Genomic DNA, 19,262 nt, shown 5'->3' on the forward strand with positions numbered 1-19,262 from the left:
GGTTCCTTTCACAGCACGCCTCTGGCTCGCAAGCCGTCGATGTCGTTGTCGCCCAGACCAAGTAGCTCGCCGTAGACCTCGACGTTGTTCTCCCCGATCCGGGGGCCGAGGTGGCCCACCCGGCCGGTGGCCCCGGAGAAACGCGGCACCGGAGCCTGGACGGTCATTGCGCCCAGCTCGTCGTCGGCGACCTTGACGAAGACCTCCCGGTGAGCCAGTTGCTCGTCGGCCACCAGCTGAGTGATGTCGTACACCGGCGCGGCGGCCACCTCGGCGGCGTCGAAGATCGCCATCGCCTCGTCCAGGGTCTTGGTGGCCACCCAATCGGCGACCACCTGATCCACTTCGCGGGCTCGCGACAGCCGGCCCTGCGGATCGGAGAAGTCGACATCGTCGACCAGGTCGGCGCGGCCGATGGCACGAAACACCCTGAGCGCCAACGTCGGTGAGCTACCCGACATGGCCAGCCACTTGTCGTCGGCGGTGCGATAGGTGTTGCGCGGCGCCGAGATGTCCCAGCGGTTACCGGCCCGCGTCGGCACCAGGCCGAGTTGGTCGTAGCCGAGCAGCGTCTGCTCGAGAAGACGAGCCAGCGGATCGATCAGGTTGATGTCGATCAACTGCCCGGGGGCGTCGTGCACGTCGCGGTGGTACAGCGCCATCATCACCGCATATGCGGCGTTGAGTGACGCCACCCCGTCGGCGAGCATGAACGGCGGCAACGTCGGGGGGCCGCTTTCCTCGCCGGTGATGTTGGCGAACCCGCTCATCGCCTCACCGAGCGTGCCGAAACCGGGCCGCTCGCTCTTCGGCCCGGTCAGCCCGTAGCCGGTGATGTGCAGCATCACGATCTTGTCGTTGACCGCGCGCAGCGCCTCGTAGTCGAGGCCCCACTTGCGCAACGTGGCCGGCCGGGTGTTGACGATCACGACGTCGGCATGCTGGACCAGTTGGCGAAGCAGCGCCTGGCCCTCGGCCACCCGCAGGTTGAGCGTGATCGACTTCTTGTTGCGTGACAGCGACTTCCACATCAGTCCGACACCGTCGACCTGATTGCCCCAGGTACGGATCGGATCGCCGCCGTCGGGTTGCTCGACCTTGATGACGTCGGCGCCGAACTCACCGAGGTAGGTGGCGGCCAGCGGTGCGGCGGCCAGTGTTGCGACGTCGAGTACCCGGATGCCCTCGAGCATCATGCGTGGACAGGCACGCCGGCCGGCCGTTGCAGCCCGAGGTGATCGCGCAGGGTCGACCCACTGTAGGAGTCGCGGAACAGCCCGCGGTGCTGTAGCTCCGGGATCACCATGCGGACCACGTCTTCGAATGCGCCGGGCAGATGTGTTGCGGCCAAGACGAATCCGTCGCAAGCGCCGCCATGGAACCACTCCTCCATCTGATCGGCGACCTGCTTGCCGGTCCCGACGAAACGCGGGCCCTGCAGCAGGGTCGCGCGGTGGCCGGCCAGGTCGCGCAGGGTGATCTTGTCACCGATGTGGGCGCGCAGGTTCTGCACCAGTCCTCGAATGCCCGACACGTTCTCGATCATCTCGTCGGTGATCGGGTCGTCCAGGTCGTGCTTGGCGAAGTCGTAGTTCATCAACTCCGACAGTAGGGTCAGCGACGCCATGGGGTGCACCAGATCGTTGAGGAAAACCTGCTCGCGTTCTTTGGCGTGGTCCTCGCTCTCGCCGACCACCGCATAGGCCATCGGGCAGAGCTTGACCGAGTCCGGGTCGCGGCCGGCGGCCCCGATCCGCTCTTTCTGGTCGGCGTAGTGATTGCGCGCCACCTCGATGCCCGGGTCACCGGTGAAAATCAAATCTGCCCAGCGGGAAGCGAATTCGCGTCCGCGACCCGACGAGCCGGCCTGGATCAGCACCGGGCGACCCTGCGGGGTGCGTGGCACGGTGAGCGGTCCGCGCACCGAGAAGAACTCACCCTTGTGGTGTAGCTCGTGAACCTTGTCCGGGTCGGCGTAGATGCCGTTGACGCGGTCGTGCAGGATCGCGTCGTCTTCCCAGGTGTCCCACAGCCCGACGGTGGCATCGAGGAATTCCTCGGCCCGGTCGTAGCGGGCGTCGTGGCCCAAATGCGTTTCCAGGCCGAAGTTCTGCGCTTCGCTGTCGTTGACAGACGTCACGATGTTCCACGCCGCCCGGCCGCCGGACAAATGGTCGAGGGTCGCGAACGTGCGGGCGATGTGGAACGGCGTGTAGTACGTGGTGCTGCCGGTCGCGCCCAGCCCGATGTGCGTCGTCGCTTGCGCGAGCACGCCCAGCACGATGGACAGGTCCAGCTTCACCGGGCGCGCGCCGTACTTGACCGCGTCGGCGACCGAGCCGCCGTAGATGCCCGGCATGGCCAGCCGGTCGTCGAAGAACATCAGGTCGAAACAGCCTTCTTCGAGGGTGCGACCGATCTTGGCGTAGTACGACGCATCGAGGTAACCGTGCTCGGTGGCCGGGTGCCGCCACGATCCCGCGTACACCGACGTGCTGCCCGCTTGCATGAAGGCGACGAGCGCCATCTGTCGTTGAGTCATAGTTGATGTCTAACATCTGATATATTAGATTTCAAGTTGTTCTCCTGCTTCGTCCCAATCCGGCCCGAAGGTCCTTGCCATGGCTTCGAATGACGGTGTCGACATCGGCGGCACGGTGCGCGAACGCGCCGCGCGCGAACTGCGCGACCGCATCCTGACCGGGGCCCTGCCCGCCGGTACGCGACTGGACCTCGACGCGATCACCAAGGAATTCGCCACCAGCCGTACCCCGGTGCGGGAGGCCCTGCTGGAGCTGTCCTACGACGGGTTGGTTCGCGTCGCGCCGCGTAGCGGCATCACAGTGATCGGGATGAGCCCCCAGGACGTCCTCGACAGCTTCACCATTCTGGGCGTGCTGACCGGTCAGGCCGCCGCGTGGGCGGCTCAGCGGGTGACCGACGACGGCATCGCCCGACTGCGTGAACTGGCCACCGAAGTCGAGACGCACGCCGGCGAGGACGGCATCGTCGACGCCAACTGGCAGTTCCACCGCGAAATCCACCGGGCCGCGCATTCTCGGCGGCTGATGGCGCAGATCCGGCAGGCGGTCAGGGTGGTCCCGTCGAATTTCTTCGGGATGTTTCCCGACCACGAGCACAACGCCATCGAGGAACACGGCGCGCTGGTGGCGGCGCTGGCCGACCGCGACGCCGACAAAGCCCGCGACATCGCCGAGCGACACGTGCTGGACGCGGGCCACTCGCTGGCCGACTGGCTACAGCAGGCGGACGGCTCGAACGCGACGAGTCAGAGCGGCACCTGAGTCCAGGCGTCCGTCGCTGCCGGACCGGCCCGACTCATCGCCGCCGCCGGATGATGGCGCGCAACTTCTCCAGCCGGCCGCTGATCTCGCGTTCGGCCCCGTGATTGGTCGGCCGGTAATAGTCCACGCCGATCAACTCATCCGGCGGATACTGTTGCGGCACAACGCCATCCGGGTCGTCATGGGCATATCTGTAGCCCTGCGCGTTCCCCAGTGCCGCGGCGCCGGAATAGTGGCCGTCGCGCAGATGCGGCGGCACCAGGCCGGCCTTGCCCGCGCTGATGTCCTGCATCGCCGACCCGATCGCGGTGGTGACGGCATTGGACTTCGGCGCCGAAGCCAGGTGGATGGTGGCGTGCGCCAACGTCAGTTTGGCCTCCGGCATACCGATCAGTGCGACGGTCTGCGCTGCGGCCACCGCGGTCGGCAGGGCCATGGGGTCCGCCATCCCGATGTCCTCGCTGGCCAAGATCATCAGCCGCCGCGCGATGAACCGCGGGTCTTCCCCGGCCACCATCATCCGGGCCAGATAGTGCAGGGCGGCGTCGACGTCCGAGCCGCGCACCGACTTGATGAAGGCGCTGATCACGTCGTAGTGCTGATCGCCGTCACGGTCGTAGCGGACCGCCGCCTTGTCCAGCGACTGTTCGATCGTCTCGACGCTGACCGTCTCCCCCGCCTCGGCCGCCACCTCCAGCGCGGTCAGCGCACGCCGAGCGTCGCCCGACGCCAGTCGGACCAGCAGGTCGACGGCCTCCGGGCTCACCTCCACCCGGCCACCCAGCCCACGTGGGTCATCGATAGCGCGCTGCACCACCGCACGGATGTCCTCGGAGCTCAGCGGCTGCAGCTGCAGGATCAACGATCGCGACAACAGCGGCGCGACAACAGAAAACGACGGATTCTCGGTGGTCGCGGCAACCAACAGCACCACCCGGTTCTCGACGGCGGCGAGCAGCGCGTCCTGCTGAGTCTTGGAGAACCGGTGCACCTCGTCGATGAACAACACGGTCTGCTCACCGTGCGCCGCCGCGCGCCGCGCAGTGTCGATGACCGCGCGCACTTCCTTGACCCCTGCCGACAGTGCCGACAACGCCTCGAACCGGCGTCCGGTGGCCTGCGACACCAACGAGGCCAGCGTCGTCTTTCCGCTGCCGGGCGGGCCGTACAGGATGGCCGACGCCATTCCCGAGCCCTCGACGAGTCGCCGCAGTGGCGAACCGGGATGCAAGAGGTGCGCCTGCCCCACCACTTCATCAAGGCTGGCTGGGCGCATCCGCACGGCCAGCGGCGCCGACGCGCCGATGAGCACGGAATCGCCGGGGCCGATCTCGTCGGGGACGTCGAACAGACCGTCGGGCACGGAGACAGGCTTACCACGTCGTTGCGACACGTAAGCGCGCAGTCTGAGCTCACAGCGCCGACGCCGATTACTTGCTAAGTTCTCGAAGGCGCACGCCTGGACATCTCCCCGACGACGAGGCAGGAGCGGCTATGAGCGAGCACCCTGGCAATCCCCAGCAGCCCTACGGCGGCAACCCCAATCCGGGTGACTACCCGCCGCCGCCCGGCTACGGCCCGCCGCCCGGACCGCCCCCGGGCTACGGACCACCACCAGGGCAACAGCAGCCCGGTTACGGGCCGCCGCCGGGATACGGTGCGCCGCCGCCACCTCCGGGCTACTCACCGCCTCCTGGCTACTCACCGCCACCCCCTCCGGGTTACGGTCCTCCGCCCGGCTACCCGCCACCCCCTGGCTACGGGCCGCCACCCGGCTACTCAGGCGGTCCGGGGTATCCCGCTGGTCCGGGTTACCCGGCCGGTTCTGGCTCCCTGTTCAGCGTCGGCGACGCTTTCAGTTGGGCCTGGAACAAATTCAGCAAAAACCTGGGTCCGCTGATTCTGGCGGCGGTGGTGTACTTCGTGATCGCCGCCGTCATCGACGCCCTGTTCTTTGCGCTGCTGGGTGGCGCCACGGCGAGCGCTCCGGACTTCGGCAGCGACTACGGCGCCTCGTTCACCGCGAGCCTGGGCGCGGGCGGCTCGCTGGTCTTGTCGATCGTGTCTTTCGTGGTCATCGTGTTCGTGCAGGCCGCGTTCCTGTCCGGCGGGCTCGACCTGGCCGACGGGCGGCCCGTCACCGTCGGCTCGTTCCTCAAGCCGCGCAACTTCGGGAATGTGGTCCTGGCCGGCGCTTTGCTCAGCGTGATCAGTGCCGTGCTGAACCTGATCTCGCTGCCCGGCTTCTTTTTCGCGCTGCTGTCGTTCCTCGCGCTGTTGGTTTTCGGCTTTGTTTCGGTGTTCACGCTCGCCTTTGCCATCGATCGCGCGCTCCCGCCGATCGACGCGCTGAAGGCCAGTCTCGACACGGCGCGGTCGCACATCGGCGAGACACTGCTGTCGCTGTTGGTGCAGGCCCTGCTGATTGGGGTGGGCATATTCGCCTGCGGCATAGGTCTTTTGGTCACCCTGCCGGTTGCGGGGCTGATCCAGGTGTACACCTACCGGCGGCTGTCCGGTGGCCAGGTCGCACCGCCCACCCCGTAGCCGCTAGCTGCAAGCGCGGCGACCCGCTGGACGCATCAACGGCGACCCGCTGCACCCGGCTTCGCCGCGCTTGCGATCGCCTAGCACGCCTCCGTGACGAAGTCGATCAGCTCCTCCACCCGGCCGATCAGCGCCGCGTCGAGGTCGGTCCAGTCGCGTACCCGGGCGCGGATGCGGCGCCACGCCGCCGCGATGTCGGCCTGGTCGGCGTGCGGCCAGCCCAGCGCCTCGCAGATGCCGTGCTTCCACTCCGTTCCGCGCGGGATCACCGGCCACTCCGACATTCCGAGCCGCGCCGGCTTGACGGCCTGCCAGATGTCGACGAACGGGTGGCCCACCACCAGCGTGTGCGCGCCACCGGGTCCGCGGTGCACCGCTTCGGCCAGCCGCGATTCTTTCGAGCCGGCCACCAGGTGGTCGACGAGCACGCCCAGCCGCCGCTGCGGGCCCGGCCGGAACTCGCCGACGATGCTCACGAGATCGTCGACACCGCCCAGGTATTCGACCACCACCCCCTCGCTGCGCAAGTCGTCACCCCAGACCTGCTCGACGAGCTCGGCGTCGTGGCGGCCCTCCACGTAGATCCGGCCGGTCCGCGCCACGCGGGCGCGCGCTCCGGTGACTGCCACCGAGCCCGACGCGGTGCGGGCAGCGGCCGTGGGGGCCGGGCCGCGCGGCGCCATCAGAATCACCGGTTTGCCGTCGACCAGAAATCCGGGGCCGACCGGGAACGGTCTGCGGCGGCCATGCCGGTCTTCGAGCTGCATCCGCCCGTACTCGATGCTCACCACCGCGCCGACGTAGCCGGTTTGCGCGTCCTCCACGACCATGCCGATCTCCGCGGGCACCTCGACGGACCGGGGTCGACGGGAGTTGTGCGGGTCGCGTGCGAGAACGTCTGAGCCGTAACGATCATCCACCCGAGCGATCCTAGGAAGGGTCGGCCGCCGAATCCGGTAACGCCACTCCGCCGACAACATTCGGAAAGACTGAGTTTGCCGCGCTGCGTCAATCAGGTTGGCGTGATGAGATGGCGGGCATGACCATCAAAGTTGCGCTGGAGCATCGCACCAGCTACACCTTTGACCGGCCCGTCCGAGTGTTTCCGCACGTCGTCAGGCTGCGGCCGGCGCCTCATTCGCGCACGCCGATCGAGGCCTACTCGCTGCGGGTCGAACCCGCCGACCACTTCGTCAACTGGCAGCAGGACGCCGTCGGCAACTTCGTCTACCGCCTGACCTTCCCGAACCCGACGAGCCGACTGACGATCACGGTCGGCCTGATCGCCGACCTGAAGGTGATCAACCCGTTCGACTTCTTCATCGAGGACTGGGCCGAGACCTGGCCCGACGGCGGATTCGTCTACCCCGAGCCGTTGGCCGACGAGCTCAAGCCCTATCTCCAGCCGATCGACGAGGACGGCTCCGGCTCGGGCCCCGGCGAGTTGGTCCAGGCCTGGGTGCGCAATTTCAAGGTCCCGTCGGGCACCCGCACGATCAACTACCTGGTCGAGCTCAACCGGCGGATCAACGTCGACCTCGGCTACAGCGTTCGGATGGAACAAGGAGTACAGACACCGGATTTCACGCTGCGAAGCGCAGTGGGGTCCTGTCGCGACTTCGCCTGGCTGCTGGTGTCGGTCGCGCGCCAGATGGGGCTGGCGGCCAGATTCGTGTCCGGCTACCTGGTTCAGCTGACATCCGACGTGAAGGCACTCGACGGACCGTCAGGCCCCTCGGCAGACTTCACCGACCTGCACGCCTGGGCCGAGGTCTACGTCCCCGGCGCAGGCTGGATCGGATTGGATCCGACGTCGGGCCTGTTCGCCGGCGAGGGCCACATTCCGCTCGCCGCGACACCGAGTCCGGCCAGCGCGGCGCCGATCACCGGCGGCATCGAGCCGTGCCACTCCACGCTGGAGTTCTCCAACACGGTCACCCGCATCCACGAGGATCCGCGTGTCACGCTCCCCTACACCGACGCGGCGTGGGCCGGCATCCAAAAAGTCGCCCAGGGTGTGGACGAGCGTCTGACCGCCGGAGATGTGCGGCTCACCATGGGCGGCGAGCCGACGTTCGTCTCGATCGACAACCAGGTCGACGACGAGTGGACCACCGACGCGGACGGCCCACACAAGCGCCGACTCGCCTCCGCGCTGGCTGCCCGGCTCAAAGAGCAGTGGGCGCCGCAGGGCCTGGTACATCGCGGGCAGGGCCGGTGGTATCCCGGTGAACCGTTGCCCCGCTGGCAGATCGGGCTCTACTGGCGAACCGACGGCGAACCGCTGTGGCCCGACGACACATTGCTGGCTGACCCCTGGGGCGGTCCCGCGACCGGGCCGCCGGCGGACAGCACGACAGCCAAGGATCTGCTGGCCGCGATCGCCACCGATCTGGGGCTGCCCGACTCGCAGGTCCGGCCGGCCTACGAAGACCCGCTGTCCTGGTTGGCCGCCCAAACCCGGTTGCCACACGGCGATCCGGTGCCCGCCAGTGCCGACCTCGACCCCGAAGCGGGCCGGGACACACCCGCGGCCCGCGCCGAACTCGTCACCCGCCTCGACGAATTCACCACGAGCCCAAGCGCATTCGTTCTTCCACTGCACTGGCGGGAGGACGACCTCGGCTGGGCCAGTGCCAACTGGCGGCTTCGTCGCGGCCGCGTCGTGCTGGTCGCCGGCAACTCACCTGCGGGGCTTCGGCTGCCACTGGATTCGATCAACTGGGAGCCGCCCCGGCCGTCGTTCGCGAAAGACCCGACCACCGTTGACGGAGCGCTGGACTCGCCGGCGGCGGATGCGGTGGTGGACGACGATGACGACGCGCCGACGACCGCGATGGTCGCCGAGGCGCGCGACGGATTGCTGTACGTCTTCCTGCCGCCCACCGAGGCGTTGGATCACTTCGTCGACCTGATCGGCCGGGTGCATGCCGCCGCGGCGAAGATCGGCCGCGCGGTGGTCATCGAAGGCTACGAACCGCCGGCCGACCCACGGCTGACCTCGACGACGATCACCCCCGACCCGGGCGTGATCGAAGTCAACGTGGCGCCTACCGCCAGCTTCGCCGAACAGGCCAGTCAACTCGAAACCCTGTACGAACAAGCCAGATTGGCACGGCTCTCCACCGAATCGTTCGCCCTCGACGGCAGCCACGGCGGCACCGGCGGCGGCAACCACATCACGCTGGGCGGCGCGACCCCGAAGACGTCGCCGCTGTTGCGGCGACCCGACCTGTTGGTGTCGCTGCTCACCTACTGGCAACGGCATCCGTCGCTGTCCTACCTGTTCGCCGGGCGGTTCATCGGCACCACCTCGCAGGCACCGCGGGTCGACGAGGGCCGCGCCGAGGCGCTGTATGAACTCGAGATCGCCTTCGCCGAAATCGACCGGCTCACTGCGGCTTCCGGGGCCGACGCGCCACGACCGTGGATCATCGACCGGGCGCTGCGGCATCTGCTGACCGATATCACCGGCAACACCCACCGCGCCGAATTCTGCATCGACAAGCTGTACAACCCGTACAGCCTCCGCGGCAGGCTCGGTCTGCTCGAGCTGCGGGGCTTCGAGATGCCGCCCCATCTGCGGATGGCGATGGTGCAGTCGCTGCTGGTGCGGTCACTGGTGGCCTGGTTCTGGGATGAGCCGCTGCGAGCGCCGCTGATCCGGCACGGATCGAACCTGCACGGTCGATACCTGTTGCCGCACTTCCTGATTCAGGACATCGCCGACGTGGCCGCGGACCTGCGCGCGCACGGTATTCCCTTCGAGACCAGCTGGCTGGACCCGTTCACCGAGTTCCGCTTTCCCCGCATCGGCACCGCGGTGTTCGGCGGCGTGGAGATCGAACTGCGGGGCGCGATCGAACCGTGGAACACCCTCGGGGAGGAGTCGACGGCGACCGGTACCGCCCGCTACGTCGACTCGTCGGTGGAGCGCCTCCAAGTGCGGGTGATCGGCGCCGACCGGGAGCGCTATCTGCTGACCTGCAACGGCTATCCGGTGCCGCTGCTGGCCACAGACAACCCCGACGTGCACGTCGGCGGTGTGCGATTCCGCGCCTGGCAGCCGCCGAGCGCGCTGCACCCGAGCATCACCGTGGACGGGCCGCTGCGATTCGAACTCGTCGACCTGACCACCTCGACGTCTCGCGGCGGCTGCACGTACCACGTCGCCCACCCGGGCGGTCGCGCCTACGACGACCCGCCCGTCAATGCGGTCGAAGCGGAGTCGCGTCGCGCCCGGCGTTTCGAGGCGACCGGATTCACCCCGGGCAAGCTGGATATTTCCCGGATCCGGGAGATGCAGGCCCGAATTTCCACAGACATCGGCGCGCCGGGCATCCTCGATCTGCGGCGCGTGCGTACGGTCCTGCGGTAATGGCTTCGGCAGAAATGGCACTGCACCACCCCAGCGAGTCTTCGGCAGCTTTCCAGGACCGCCCCGATGTCGACCGGCTGCTGGCCGGGTACCGGGCCGCGCGCGCCCAGGAGACATTGTTCGACCTGCGGCCACCCGGTCTGCAGGGGCCGGTGATCGGCTACGACGAGTTCTTCGACCAGAGCGGCACGGTGCGCCCAGCCTGGGCCGACCTGGCCGACGCGGTCGGTGATCGCGGCCGGGCCGGCATGAGCCGACTGGGCGCGGCGGTCCGCCAACTGGTGAACAACGACGACATCAGTTACACCGAAGTCGATCCCACCAAGCAGCCCAGTGCGAGCGGTCACGGAGAGTCGCGACCGTGGCGACTGGACCCGCTACCGCTGGTGGTGTCGGCCGGCGATTGGGACACGCTCGAGACCGGGCTGGTGCAACGGTCCCGGGTGCTCAATGCCGTGTTGGCCGACCTGTACGGCAACCGGCGCACCCTCGTCGAGGGTGTGCTGCCCCCGGAATTGTTGTTCGCCCATCCCGGATATGTGCGCGCCGCCAACGGAATCGAGGTGCCCGGGCACCACCAGCTCTTCATGCACGCCTGCGACGTCAGCCGGCAATCCGACGGCACATTCCAGGTGAACGCCGACTGGACCCAGGCGCCGTCGGGCGCCGGATACGCACTCGCCGATCGACGGGTGCTCGCCCAGGCTCTACCGGATCTCTACGAGAAGGTCGGACCGCGGCCGACGACTCCGTTTGCGCAGGCGTTGCGGCTGGCTCTGATCGACGCCGCACCCGACGGCGTGCAGGACCCGGTGGTCGTCGTGCTGAGCCCGGGTATCTACTCCGAGACCTCATTCGATCAGGCGTATCTCGCGACGCTGCTGGGCTTCCCGTTGGTCGAGAGCGCGGACCTCGTGGTGCGCGACGGCAAGTTGTGGATGCGCTCGCTGGGCACCCTGAAACGGGTCGACGTGGTCTTCCGCCGCGTCGATGCCGCCTACACCGACCCGCTCGACTTGCGCGCCGACTCCCGACTCGGGGTGGCCGGGCTGGTGGAGGCGCAGCACCGCGGCACGGTGACGGTGGTGAACACCGTCGGCAGCGGAATCTTGGAAAGCGCTGGGCTGCAACGATTCCTGCCCGAGCTGGCCACCCGTCTACTCGGGGAGTCGCCGCTGTTGTCCAGCGCGCCCAGCTACTGGGGCGGCATCGACAGCGAACGCTCCCATCTGCTGGCCAACCTCTCGTCGCTCTTGATCAGGCCCACCATCGGCGGGCAGACGCTCGTCGGACCGACCCTGTCCTCGGCGCGGCTGGCCGAGTTGTCCGACTGCATCACGGCGATGCCTTGGCAGTGGGTCGGTCAGGAGTTGCCCCAATTCTCCTCGGCCCCAACCAGTTACGCCACCGAGTTGTCCGCAGGCGGAGTGGGCATGCGACTGTTCACCGTGGCACAGCGCGGTGGCTACGCGCCGATGCTCGGCGGCCTCGGCTATGTGCTGACCCAGGGGCCGTCCGCCTATACGCTGAAAACCATTACCGCGAAGGATGTCTGGGTTCAGCCCACGCACCGGTCGCGCACCGAGACGGTCACCCTGCCGGCTCCGGAGACGCCGGTGAAGGCTGGCGCGGGCACGCTGGGCGTCAGCTCTCCGCGCGTCCTGTCCGACCTGTTCTGGATGGGACGCTACAGCGAGCGTGCCGAGAACATGGCCCGGCTGCTGATCGCGGCTCGCCGCCGTTACTACGAGTTCCGGCACCGCCAGGAGATTTCCGAGAGCCAGTGCGTGCCAGTCCTGATGGCCGCGCTCGGCCGCATCACCGGAACCGACCCTGGACCGGAGGATCAGGCCGAGACGATCGCCATCGCGCCCTCGACACTGTGGTCGCTGACCATGGACCGCGACCGCCCCGGCGCACTGGTGCATTCGGTGGACCGACTGGCGCTGGCCGCCCGCGCGGTGCGCGACCAGTTGTCCAGCGACACCTGGGGCGTGCTGGCCGGCGTCGAGCGGGCGCTGGCGCACGACGCCGAACCTCCCGACTCACTCGCCGAGGGCGACGCGGTGCTGGAAACGGCGCAATCCCAGACGCTGGTCGGCATGCTGACGCTGGCCGGGGTGGCCGCCGAGTCGATGGTGCAGGACGTCGGCTGGACCATGATGGACATCGGTAAGCGCATCGAGCGGGGCCTGGGGCTGACCGCCCTGCTGAGGGCGACGTCGACCACCGTGCTGGCGCCGGCCGCCGAGCGGACAGTTATCGAATCAACCCTGATCGCAACGGAATCCGCGGTCATCTATCGCCGACGAACGGCCGGCCAGGTGAGCGTGACCGCGCTCGCGGAACTGATGCTGTTCGACTCGACCAACCCGCGGTCGCTGGTGTATCAGCTGGAGCGGCTCCGGACCGATCTCGGCGATCTGCCCGGCTCGTCGGGCTCCTCACGCCCGCAGCGGATGGTCGCCGAGATCAGCACGCTGCTGCGACGGTCGCATCCCGCGGAGCTGGAAGCGGTCTCCCCCGACGGACGCCGGGAGAAGTTGGCCCAACTGCTCACCACGACCCACACCGCATTGCGCGAACTGGCCGAGGTGATCACCGCGACCCAGCTGGCCCTGCCAGGAGGCACGCAGCCGCTGTGGGGCGGCGACGAGCGGCGCACGATGCCGTGACCGCCGCCCTCAGGCGCTGAGCGTGGTGGATTTCCCCGAGACCGCGGTCACCTCGTCGATGACGTTGTGAATGAACTTCATCTTCTCCAGTACCGCGATCGGCAGCACGAACGGATACAAGTCGTCGTGGCCCATCGACCGGTTCACCATGTTCAGCGACCACGACACCGGGAGCCACATGTCGATGATCGTCATGAATGCGCTCGGTCCCAGGACCGGCCGATCGAAAGTGGCTGTCGCGGGCGCGAAGCCGGACCACGCCGCCGTGTCGAGCGTGTCGCGGATATGGAGATAGTGGGCGAACGTCTCGGCCCAATCCTCCGCCGGATGCATCGTCGCGTATGACGAGACGTACTTCTGTTCCCAGCCCGCGGGCGCGCCTTCGCTGTAATGCCGGTCCAAAGCCGCCTGATAGTCGGCGTTCGCGTCGCCGAACAACTCAGTGAACCGCGCGTCGAACTCCGCGGACGGTGTGATCAGCCGGTAGTAGTAGTAGTGCCCGACCTCATGCCGGAAGTGTCCCAGCAGGGTGCGGTACGGCTCGTCCATCTCCACCCGCAACTGCTCGCGGTGCACGTCGTCGCCCTCGGCCAAATCCAGTGTGATGACGCCGTTTTGGTGCCCGGTGGTCACGCGCTCGTGCGCACTGGACAGCAGCCGGAAAGCCAGACCGTAGTCGGGGTCTTCGGACCGCGGGACGATCGGCAGCTTCAATTCGTGGAGTTCGGCGATCAGCCTGCGCTTGGCCGCCTCGGCGCGGGCGAACTCGGTCAGACCGGCGGTGTCTGAGTCGTTGGGTCGTTCACTGGTCAGCACGCACGAGCTGCACAGCCAGGTCGGCGTGCGAATCGGAACAAGCCAATTGCATTTCGCGAGATTGCGATTGGCGCACAGTTCGTATTCGCTGGCGCTGACGAAGCCGGCGCGGTCGGCGTCATCGCCGGTGGTGATCACCAGCAGCGCCATCTCGTCGAGGGAGAACCCGAGCGCGCTCCCGCACGCCAAACAGGCGGAGTTCTCGAAAGTCAGCCGCTGGCCGCAATTGGGGCAGTGGAAGTCACGCATACAACTGGTCACCTTCGTAGGGCGCTACGTCGACCGCGACGTCGATCACGCTGTTCTCGGCATTGGTATAGATGATTCCGCGCAGGGGCGGCACGTCGGCGTAGTCGCGACCGCGCCCGACGATGACGTATCGCTCGTCGACCATCTGGTTGTTGGTGGGATCCAGTCCGAGCCATTCGAATTGGCCCGGCGGCTGGGGCGTCCACACCGCCGCCCACGCATGCGTCGCGTCGATTCCGATCATGCGATCCTTCCCCGGCGGCGGGTTGGTGGCCAAGTAACCAGACACGTAGCTGGCGGCGAGGCCGTTGGCGCGCAGGCAGGCGATCGCCAGCCGCGCGAAGTCCTGACATACCCCTTCGCGGGCTTTCAGAACCTCTTTGACGCCAGTCGATACCGTGGTCGATCCGGAGCGATAAGTGAAGTCGGTGTAGATCCGCGTGGTGAGGTCGCCCAGCACCTCCGCCAGCGGCCGTCCGGGCTCGAAACTCGGTGCGGCATAGTCGCGTACTTCGTCGGTGATCTCGGGCGGGTTGAGGTCCAAAGCGAACTCGGTCGCCAGCGCTCCCCGCACACCCACCGGGCGGGCCTGCTCCCACGGCGCCAGCGCCGGTCCCCCGCCCCAGCGTTCGGGTGGCGACGGATACACCTCGACGACGGACTCACTGGTGATCGTCAGGATCTGGTGCGGCTCGGTGACGTGAAAATACGAGCTGACGTTTCCGAAGATGTCCGTGCTGGTCGAGCTGTCGGCCGGCGCCGGGGAGATCCGCAGCTCGTGGGACAGGCAACGCTGCCGCATCAGGTCTCGAGGGGTCAGGAATCCCCGGCCGTAGGAACTGGTCACCACATCGGAGTAGCGGTACTCGGTGCGATGGGTGATTCGGTACCGCGACCTCGGACCCGGCGGATGCGGATCGGCTGACGGCCCCCGATCGGTCTCGGGGCTCGGCGACGTCACGCTCCAACAGTAGTGAGGCGCGCAGACGCGCGCAGCGGCGCAGCGCGATCAGCTCCTTGCGGGTGCCCGACGAGGTCGCCAAGTCGCCTTGATCGCCGATGAGCCGCAGGTCTACACACTTCGACGGCTACCCGGCGGTGCTGGTGCAGCTCGCCGCGATCGACCAGCGCAGCCTCTACGACCTGATCGTCGAGGCCTGGCTCAAGCAGATCCCAAAATGCCTGGTACAGGAGTTTCACGAGCACTCCCGCTGACTCGTTCTTGGGTATCTCCTGTCACTCGAGTAACAGGAGTATCACAGGTCACTCTATCCACTTCATCACGACAAGATAACTTGAACCTCATATAACTCACTAGTTATAAAGCGCACCAATTACCCCAGTAATTAACTTGAATATGCATTAGCAACACAAAACGCGTCATTAAACTTTAATCTCATTGATTACTAAAGCCCCACTCATTGACTCCTTTCACTCGTGCTTGTTAGACCTGTTAAATGAGTCATTTAGGTGGGTTTCTGAGCACGATGTGCAAGCACCTGGTGATAGGCGCATTGGTCGTCCTGGGCATGACGCTGTTGGTCAATCCGACCACCGGGGTGGCCTATGCGGACGGCATGAACTGGGACGCGGTCGCGCAGTGCGAATCCGGGGGCAACTGGCACGCCAACACCGGCAACGGGTTCTACGGTGGGTTGCAGTTCAAGCCGGCGACCTGGGCCGCCAATGGCGGCGTCGGCGACCCGGCAACGGCATCGCGTGAGCAGCAGATCGCGGTGGCCAATCGGGTGCTTGCCACGCAAGGGCCCGGCGCGTGGCCGAAATGCGGCGGCAACGGGCAGCTGTTCCCGATTCAGATCGTGAACATCTTCCTGCACCCGGTGCGTGGGACTTTGGAGACGATCATGTCCCTGGTTCCGCACTAGACCGTCCGCGGGCGACGTGACCGCGCTGTGATAGCTGTCGTGATAGCCCCGTAACCGCGTGTTCCGAGGGGTCGGTTGACGGGCTAACTATCGCGTCGGGCTAACCAGCCGGTTGCAGCTCGAACACCGGGATGACCCGCGACGTCTTCGCCTGGTACTCAGCGAAGCCCGAGGCGACGGCCGTGATCTTCGGGAACAACTCGTCGCGTTCGTCCCGCGGCAGTTCGCGGGCGGTGACGTCGAAGGACTCGTTGCCGACCTCGATGTGCGCCGACGGGTTGGCCCGCAGGTTGTGCACCCACGCCGGGTTGACGTCGGCGCCGGCGAACGACCCGATGATGACCAACTTTCCGTCGATCCGGAAGTACGCCAGCGGTGACACCCGTTGCTGGCCGGACTTGGCGCCGGTGGTGGTCAGCAGCAACAGGTCGGCTCCCTCGAACTGACCGCCTACCTTGCCGTCGTTGGCGCGGAACTCCTCCGCGATGTCCTGGTTGAAGGCCTTGATCGACTCGTTGTCGGGAAATCCTGCGGGCATGTTCGCTCCTTCTCATCGCTGCGCTGTGCTTTGTCGAGGCGCGCACAGGGCGCGCACGGGCACAGCGCTGACAACCGGGGCCGGGCCGACTCCTATTCCGTGACGGCGGGCGGCCGGGGCCGAATCACGGACGCGGCGGTTGTTTCGCCGACACCGGCTCAGGCTTGGCGTCGATGCCCGATTCTTTGCGCTGCTGGGCGGTGATCGGCGCCGGAGCGTCGGTGAGCGGGTCGACACCGCCGCCGGACTTGGGGAACGCGATCACCTCGCGGATCGATTCCAGCCCGGCCAGCAGGGCGACGATGCGGTCCCAGCCGAACGCGATACCACCGTGTGGCGGCGCACCGAAAGCGAAGGCGTCCAAGAGGAATCCGAATTTCTCCTGCGCCTCGGCATGGTCGATGCCCATCATCGCGAACACCCGCTCCTGCACGTCGCGGCGGTGGATACGAATCGACCCGCCGCCGATCTCGTTGCCGTTGAGCACGATGTCGTACGCCATTGCCAGCGCGTTGCCGGGGTCGGTGTCGAACGTTCCCTCGGACGCGGGATTCGGCGAGGTGAACGCGTGGTGCACGGCTGTCCACGCACCGGAGCCGACGGCCACGTCACCTGCCGCGGTGGCGTCGTCGGCGGCCTCGAACAACGGCCAGTCGACGACCCACGTGAACGCCCACGCCGTCGGGTCGATCAGGTCGAGGCGTTTGGCGACTTCGATTCGCGTCGCCCCCAGCAGTGCCCGGGCCGCCTTGACCGAGCCCGCCGAGAAGAAGATGCAGTCGCCCGGCTTCGCGCCGACGTGCGCGGCCAGACCGTCGCGTTCGGCATCGGTGAGGTTCTTGGCGACAGGCCCGCCGAGCGTTCCGTCCTCGGCGACCAGCACGTAGGCCAGACCCTTGTGGCCGCGCTGCTTGGCGAAATCCTGCCAGCCGTCCAGCGTGCGGCGCGGCTGCGAAGCGCCACCCGGCATCACCACCGCACCGACATATGGCGCCTGGAACACCCGAAACGTGGTGTCGGAGAAGTAATCCGTGCATTCGACGAGTTCGAGGCCGAAGCGCAGGTCGGGTTTGTCCGAGCCGAATCGGCGCATCGCCTCTGCGTAGGTGATGCGCGGCAGGGGCGTCGGCACGTCGTAGCCGATGACCGACCACAGCGCCTTGAGGATCTCCTCGGAGATCGCGATGACGTCGTCCTGGTCGACGAAGCTCATCTCCATGTCGAGTTGGGTGAACTCGGGCTGGCGGTCGGCGCGGAAATCCTCGTCGCGGTAGCAGCGCGCGATCTGGTAGTACCGCTCCATGCCCGCGACCATCAGCAACTGCTTGAACAGCTGCGGGCTCTGCGGCAGGGCGTAGAACGAGCCGGGCTGCAAACGGGCCGGCACCAGGAAGTCGCGGGCGCCCTCGGGTGTCGATCGCGTCATCGTCGGCGTCTCGATCTCGACGAAGTCGTGCTTGGCGAGCACCTCACGCGCAGCGGCATTCACCTTGGAGCGCAACCGGATTGCGTTGCCGGGGCCCTCACGCCGGAGGTCCAGGTAGCGGTACTTGAGTCGGGCCTCCTCGCCCGGCGTCTCGTCGAGCTGGAACGGCAGCGGGGCGCTTTCGTTGAGCACCGTCAGCGACGACGCGTTGACCTCGATCTCACCGGTGTCGATGTCGGCGTTGGCGTTGCCGTCCGGGCGTATCTCGACGACACCGTCGACGACGATGCAGAACTCGGCGCGGAGCCGATGCGCCTGGTCCAGCACGTCGGTGGCGCGGAAGACCACCTGCGATACCCCGGTGGCATCGCGCAGGTCGATGAAGATCACCCCGCCGTGGTCGCGGCGGCGAGCCACCCAGCCGGCCAGCGTCACTCGTTGACCGGCGTCGGTGGCCCGCAATGAACCAGCGGCGTGACTGCGCAGCACGAATACTCCTCGCGAATGGTGGGGACGACAGCCCAGTCTAGGAGGCGGTAATTTCGGTGGTTGTCATGGATATTGCCGTCGTTGGTCCAGGAGCGGTCGGGACGACGCTCGCCGCGTACCTCTCCGCCGCCGGACATCCGGTGCAAGTCTGCGGGCGGACCCCGAGATCACAGCTCGAGCTCCGGCCCGACGACGCCGACCCGATCGTGGTGCCGGGTCCGATCCGCACTGATCCAGCCGACATCAACGGGCCGGTCGCCGTCGTGCTGCTGTCGGTGAAGGCCACCCAGAACGCCGAGGCGGCGCGCTGGCTGAGTCGGTTGTGCGACGCCGAGACCATCGTGGTCGTCCTGCAGAACGGCGTCGAACAGGTCGAACAGGTGCAGCCGCTGTGCGCGTCGTCGACCGTCATCCCCGGCATCGTCTGGTTTTCGGCGGAAACCCAGCCCGCGGGCTGGGTTCGACTGCGCACCCAGGCGCGCCTGACACTGCCGACGGGGCCCGCCGCCGAGACCGTCGCCGATCTGTGGCGCACCGCCGGTGGCGTCGCCGACTGCGACCCGGACTTCGTGACCGCGGCCTGGCGCAAATTACTGGTCAACGCGGTGGCCGGCCTGATGGTGCTCACCGGTCGGCGGTCGGGGATGTTCCGCCGCGACGACCTCGCGGAGTTGGCACGCCGCTACGCCGGCGAGTGTCTCGCGGTCGCCCACGCCGAGGGCGCGCAGTTGGCCGACGACGTCGCCGCCGGCACCGTGGAGATGTTCCGCGAGGCGCCCGTCGACATGGGCACCTCCATGCTGGCCGACCGTGAGGCCGGCCGGCCGCAGGAGTGGGACATCCGCAACGGTGTGATCGTCCGCAAGGCACGCGCGCACGGCATCGCGACGCCGATCAGCGACATCCTGGTGCCGCTGCTGGCCGCGGCCAGCGACGGCCCGGGCTGACCGCGA

At 67.5% G+C, this 19,262-nt stretch carries 15 protein-coding genes; 7 read left to right on the forward strand and 8 right to left on the reverse strand.

Going from position 1 to position 19,262, the window contains the following annotated elements:
• Nucleotides 1–8: 8 nt before the first annotated feature.
• Both ACZYW1_RS01610 and ACZYW1_RS01615 read right to left on the reverse strand, forming a co-directional pair.
• Nucleotides 9–1,193 (reverse strand): CaiB/BaiF CoA transferase family protein, encoded by a 1,185-nt coding sequence (locus tag ACZYW1_RS01610; RefSeq protein ID WP_463787636.1) that lies wholly within the window; start codon nt 1,191–1,193, stop codon nt 9–11.
• Complete coding sequence (locus ACZYW1_RS01615) at nt 1,193–2,542, reverse strand: LLM class flavin-dependent oxidoreductase (protein WP_463782715.1); 1,350 nt, start codon at nt 2,540–2,542, stop codon at nt 1,193–1,195. Before ACZYW1_RS01615 ends, ACZYW1_RS01610 begins: the two co-directional genes overlap by 1 nt.
• A gap of 79 nt (nt 2,543–2,621) precedes the next feature.
• On the opposite strand from ACZYW1_RS01615, the gene ACZYW1_RS01620 reads away from it, so the two are divergent.
• Nucleotides 2,622–3,305, forward strand: a complete 684-nt coding sequence (locus tag ACZYW1_RS01620; RefSeq protein WP_463782716.1) for a GntR family transcriptional regulator — start codon at nt 2,622–2,624, stop codon at nt 3,303–3,305.
• Between the two features lie 34 nt (nt 3,306–3,339).
• Here ACZYW1_RS01620 and ACZYW1_RS01625 read toward each other — a convergent pair whose 3' ends face one another.
• Nucleotides 3,340–4,698 (reverse strand): replication-associated recombination protein A, encoded by a 1,359-nt coding sequence (locus ACZYW1_RS01625; RefSeq protein ID WP_463782718.1) that lies wholly within the window; start codon nt 4,696–4,698, stop codon nt 3,340–3,342.
• 101 nt (nt 4,699–4,799) lie between these two features.
• Here ACZYW1_RS01625 and ACZYW1_RS01630 point away from each other — a divergent pair, with 101 nt between their 5' ends.
• A complete protein-coding gene (locus ACZYW1_RS01630; protein WP_463782719.1) occupies nt 4,800–5,852 on the forward strand; it encodes a hypothetical protein in 1,053 nt (350 codons plus the stop codon).
• Nucleotides 5,853–5,932: 80 nt separating this feature from the next.
• On the opposite strand, the gene ACZYW1_RS01635 is transcribed toward ACZYW1_RS01630, so the two are convergent.
• Complete coding sequence (locus ACZYW1_RS01635) at nt 5,933–6,772, reverse strand: DUF3097 domain-containing protein (RefSeq protein WP_463782720.1); 840 nt, start codon at nt 6,770–6,772, stop codon at nt 5,933–5,935.
• Between the two features lie 119 nt (nt 6,773–6,891).
• On the opposite strand from ACZYW1_RS01635, the gene ACZYW1_RS01640 reads away from it, so the two are divergent.
• Together ACZYW1_RS01640 and ACZYW1_RS01645 are read left to right on the forward strand one after the other, a co-directional pair.
• On the forward strand, nt 6,892–10,230 hold the full coding sequence (locus tag ACZYW1_RS01640; protein WP_463782721.1) for a transglutaminase family protein: 3,339 nt from the start codon (nt 6,892–6,894) through the stop codon (nt 10,228–10,230).
• A gap of 14 nt (nt 10,231–10,244) precedes the next feature.
• On the forward strand, nt 10,245–12,905 hold the full coding sequence (locus ACZYW1_RS01645) for a circularly permuted type 2 ATP-grasp protein (protein ID WP_463787637.1): 2,661 nt from the start codon (nt 10,245–10,247) through the stop codon (nt 12,903–12,905).
• Between the two features lie 9 nt (nt 12,906–12,914).
• Here the strand turns inward: ACZYW1_RS01645 and ACZYW1_RS01650 are convergent, their stop codons facing one another.
• Together ACZYW1_RS01650 and ACZYW1_RS01655 are read right to left on the reverse strand one after the other, a co-directional pair.
• Nucleotides 12,915–13,970, reverse strand: a complete 1,056-nt coding sequence (locus ACZYW1_RS01650) for a zinc-binding metallopeptidase family protein (protein WP_463782722.1) — start codon at nt 13,968–13,970, stop codon at nt 12,915–12,917.
• Nucleotides 13,963–14,853: a transglutaminase family protein gene (locus tag ACZYW1_RS01655; RefSeq protein WP_463787638.1), complete on the reverse strand. Its 891-nt coding sequence runs from the start codon at nt 14,851–14,853 to the stop codon at nt 13,963–13,965. The genes ACZYW1_RS01650 and ACZYW1_RS01655 overlap by 8 nt, the downstream gene beginning before the upstream one ends.
• 176 nt (nt 14,854–15,029) lie before the next feature.
• On the opposite strand from ACZYW1_RS01655, the gene ACZYW1_RS01660 reads away from it, so the two are divergent.
• Together ACZYW1_RS01660 and ACZYW1_RS01665 are read left to right on the forward strand one after the other, a co-directional pair.
• Nucleotides 15,030–15,185, forward strand: coding sequence for a hypothetical protein (locus ACZYW1_RS01660; RefSeq protein ID WP_463782723.1), 156 nt, complete (start codon nt 15,030–15,032; stop codon nt 15,183–15,185).
• 314 nt (nt 15,186–15,499) lie between these two features.
• Nucleotides 15,500–15,856: a transglycosylase family protein gene (locus tag ACZYW1_RS01665; RefSeq protein ID WP_293003059.1), complete on the forward strand. Its 357-nt coding sequence runs from the start codon at nt 15,500–15,502 to the stop codon at nt 15,854–15,856.
• Between the two features lie 100 nt (nt 15,857–15,956).
• Here ACZYW1_RS01665 and ACZYW1_RS01670 read toward each other — a convergent pair whose 3' ends face one another.
• Nucleotides 15,957–16,394, reverse strand: coding sequence for a nitroreductase family deazaflavin-dependent oxidoreductase (locus tag ACZYW1_RS01670; RefSeq protein WP_463782724.1), 438 nt, complete (start codon nt 16,392–16,394; stop codon nt 15,957–15,959).
• 124 nt (nt 16,395–16,518) lie between these two features.
• Nucleotides 16,519–18,309 (reverse strand): aspartate--tRNA ligase, encoded by a 1,791-nt coding sequence (gene aspS, locus ACZYW1_RS01675; protein WP_463782726.1) that lies wholly within the window; start codon nt 18,307–18,309, stop codon nt 16,519–16,521.
• A 65-nt stretch (nt 18,310–18,374) separates the two neighbouring features.
• Here aspS and ACZYW1_RS01680 point away from each other — a divergent pair, with 65 nt between their 5' ends.
• Nucleotides 18,375–19,256: an oxidoreductase gene (locus ACZYW1_RS01680; protein ID WP_463782728.1), complete on the forward strand. Its 882-nt coding sequence runs from the start codon at nt 18,375–18,377 to the stop codon at nt 19,254–19,256.
• The last annotated feature ends 6 nt before the right edge of the window (nt 19,257–19,262 follow it).

It is taken from the genome of Mycobacterium sp. IDUB_36, assembly GCF_055419225.1.

What these genes read in the sequence shown, in the direction of transcription:
- ACZYW1_RS01640 (WP_463782721.1), top strand. Translation starts at nt 6,892, where the DNA reads ATGACCATCAAAGTTGCGCTGGAGCATCGCACCAGCTACACCTTTGAC.
- ACZYW1_RS01665 (WP_293003059.1), top strand. Translation starts at nt 15,500, where the DNA reads ATGACGCTGTTGGTCAATCCGACCACCGGGGTGGCCTATGCGGACGGC.
- ACZYW1_RS01645 (WP_463787637.1), top strand. Translation starts at nt 10,245, where the DNA reads ATGGCACTGCACCACCCCAGCGAGTCTTCGGCAGCTTTCCAGGACCGC.
- ACZYW1_RS01630 (WP_463782719.1), top strand. Translation starts at nt 4,800, where the DNA reads ATGAGCGAGCACCCTGGCAATCCCCAGCAGCCCTACGGCGGCAACCCC.
- ACZYW1_RS01610 (WP_463787636.1), bottom strand. Translation starts at nt 1,193, where the DNA reads ATGCTCGAGGGCATCCGGGTACTCGACGTCGCAACACTGGCCGCCGCA.
- ACZYW1_RS01615 (WP_463782715.1), bottom strand. Translation starts at nt 2,542, where the DNA reads ATGACTCAACGACAGATGGCGCTCGTCGCCTTCATGCAAGCGGGCAGC.
- ACZYW1_RS01620 (WP_463782716.1), top strand. Translation starts at nt 2,622, where the DNA reads ATGGCTTCGAATGACGGTGTCGACATCGGCGGCACGGTGCGCGAACGC.
- ACZYW1_RS01650 (WP_463782722.1), bottom strand. Translation starts at nt 13,970, where the DNA reads ATGCGTGACTTCCACTGCCCCAATTGCGGCCAGCGGCTGACTTTCGAG.
- ACZYW1_RS01680 (WP_463782728.1), top strand. Translation starts at nt 18,375, where the DNA reads ATGGATATTGCCGTCGTTGGTCCAGGAGCGGTCGGGACGACGCTCGCC.
- ACZYW1_RS01660 (WP_463782723.1), top strand. Translation starts at nt 15,030, where the DNA reads ATGAGCCGCAGGTCTACACACTTCGACGGCTACCCGGCGGTGCTGGTG.
- ACZYW1_RS01670 (WP_463782724.1), bottom strand. Translation starts at nt 16,394, where the DNA reads ATGCCCGCAGGATTTCCCGACAACGAGTCGATCAAGGCCTTCAACCAG.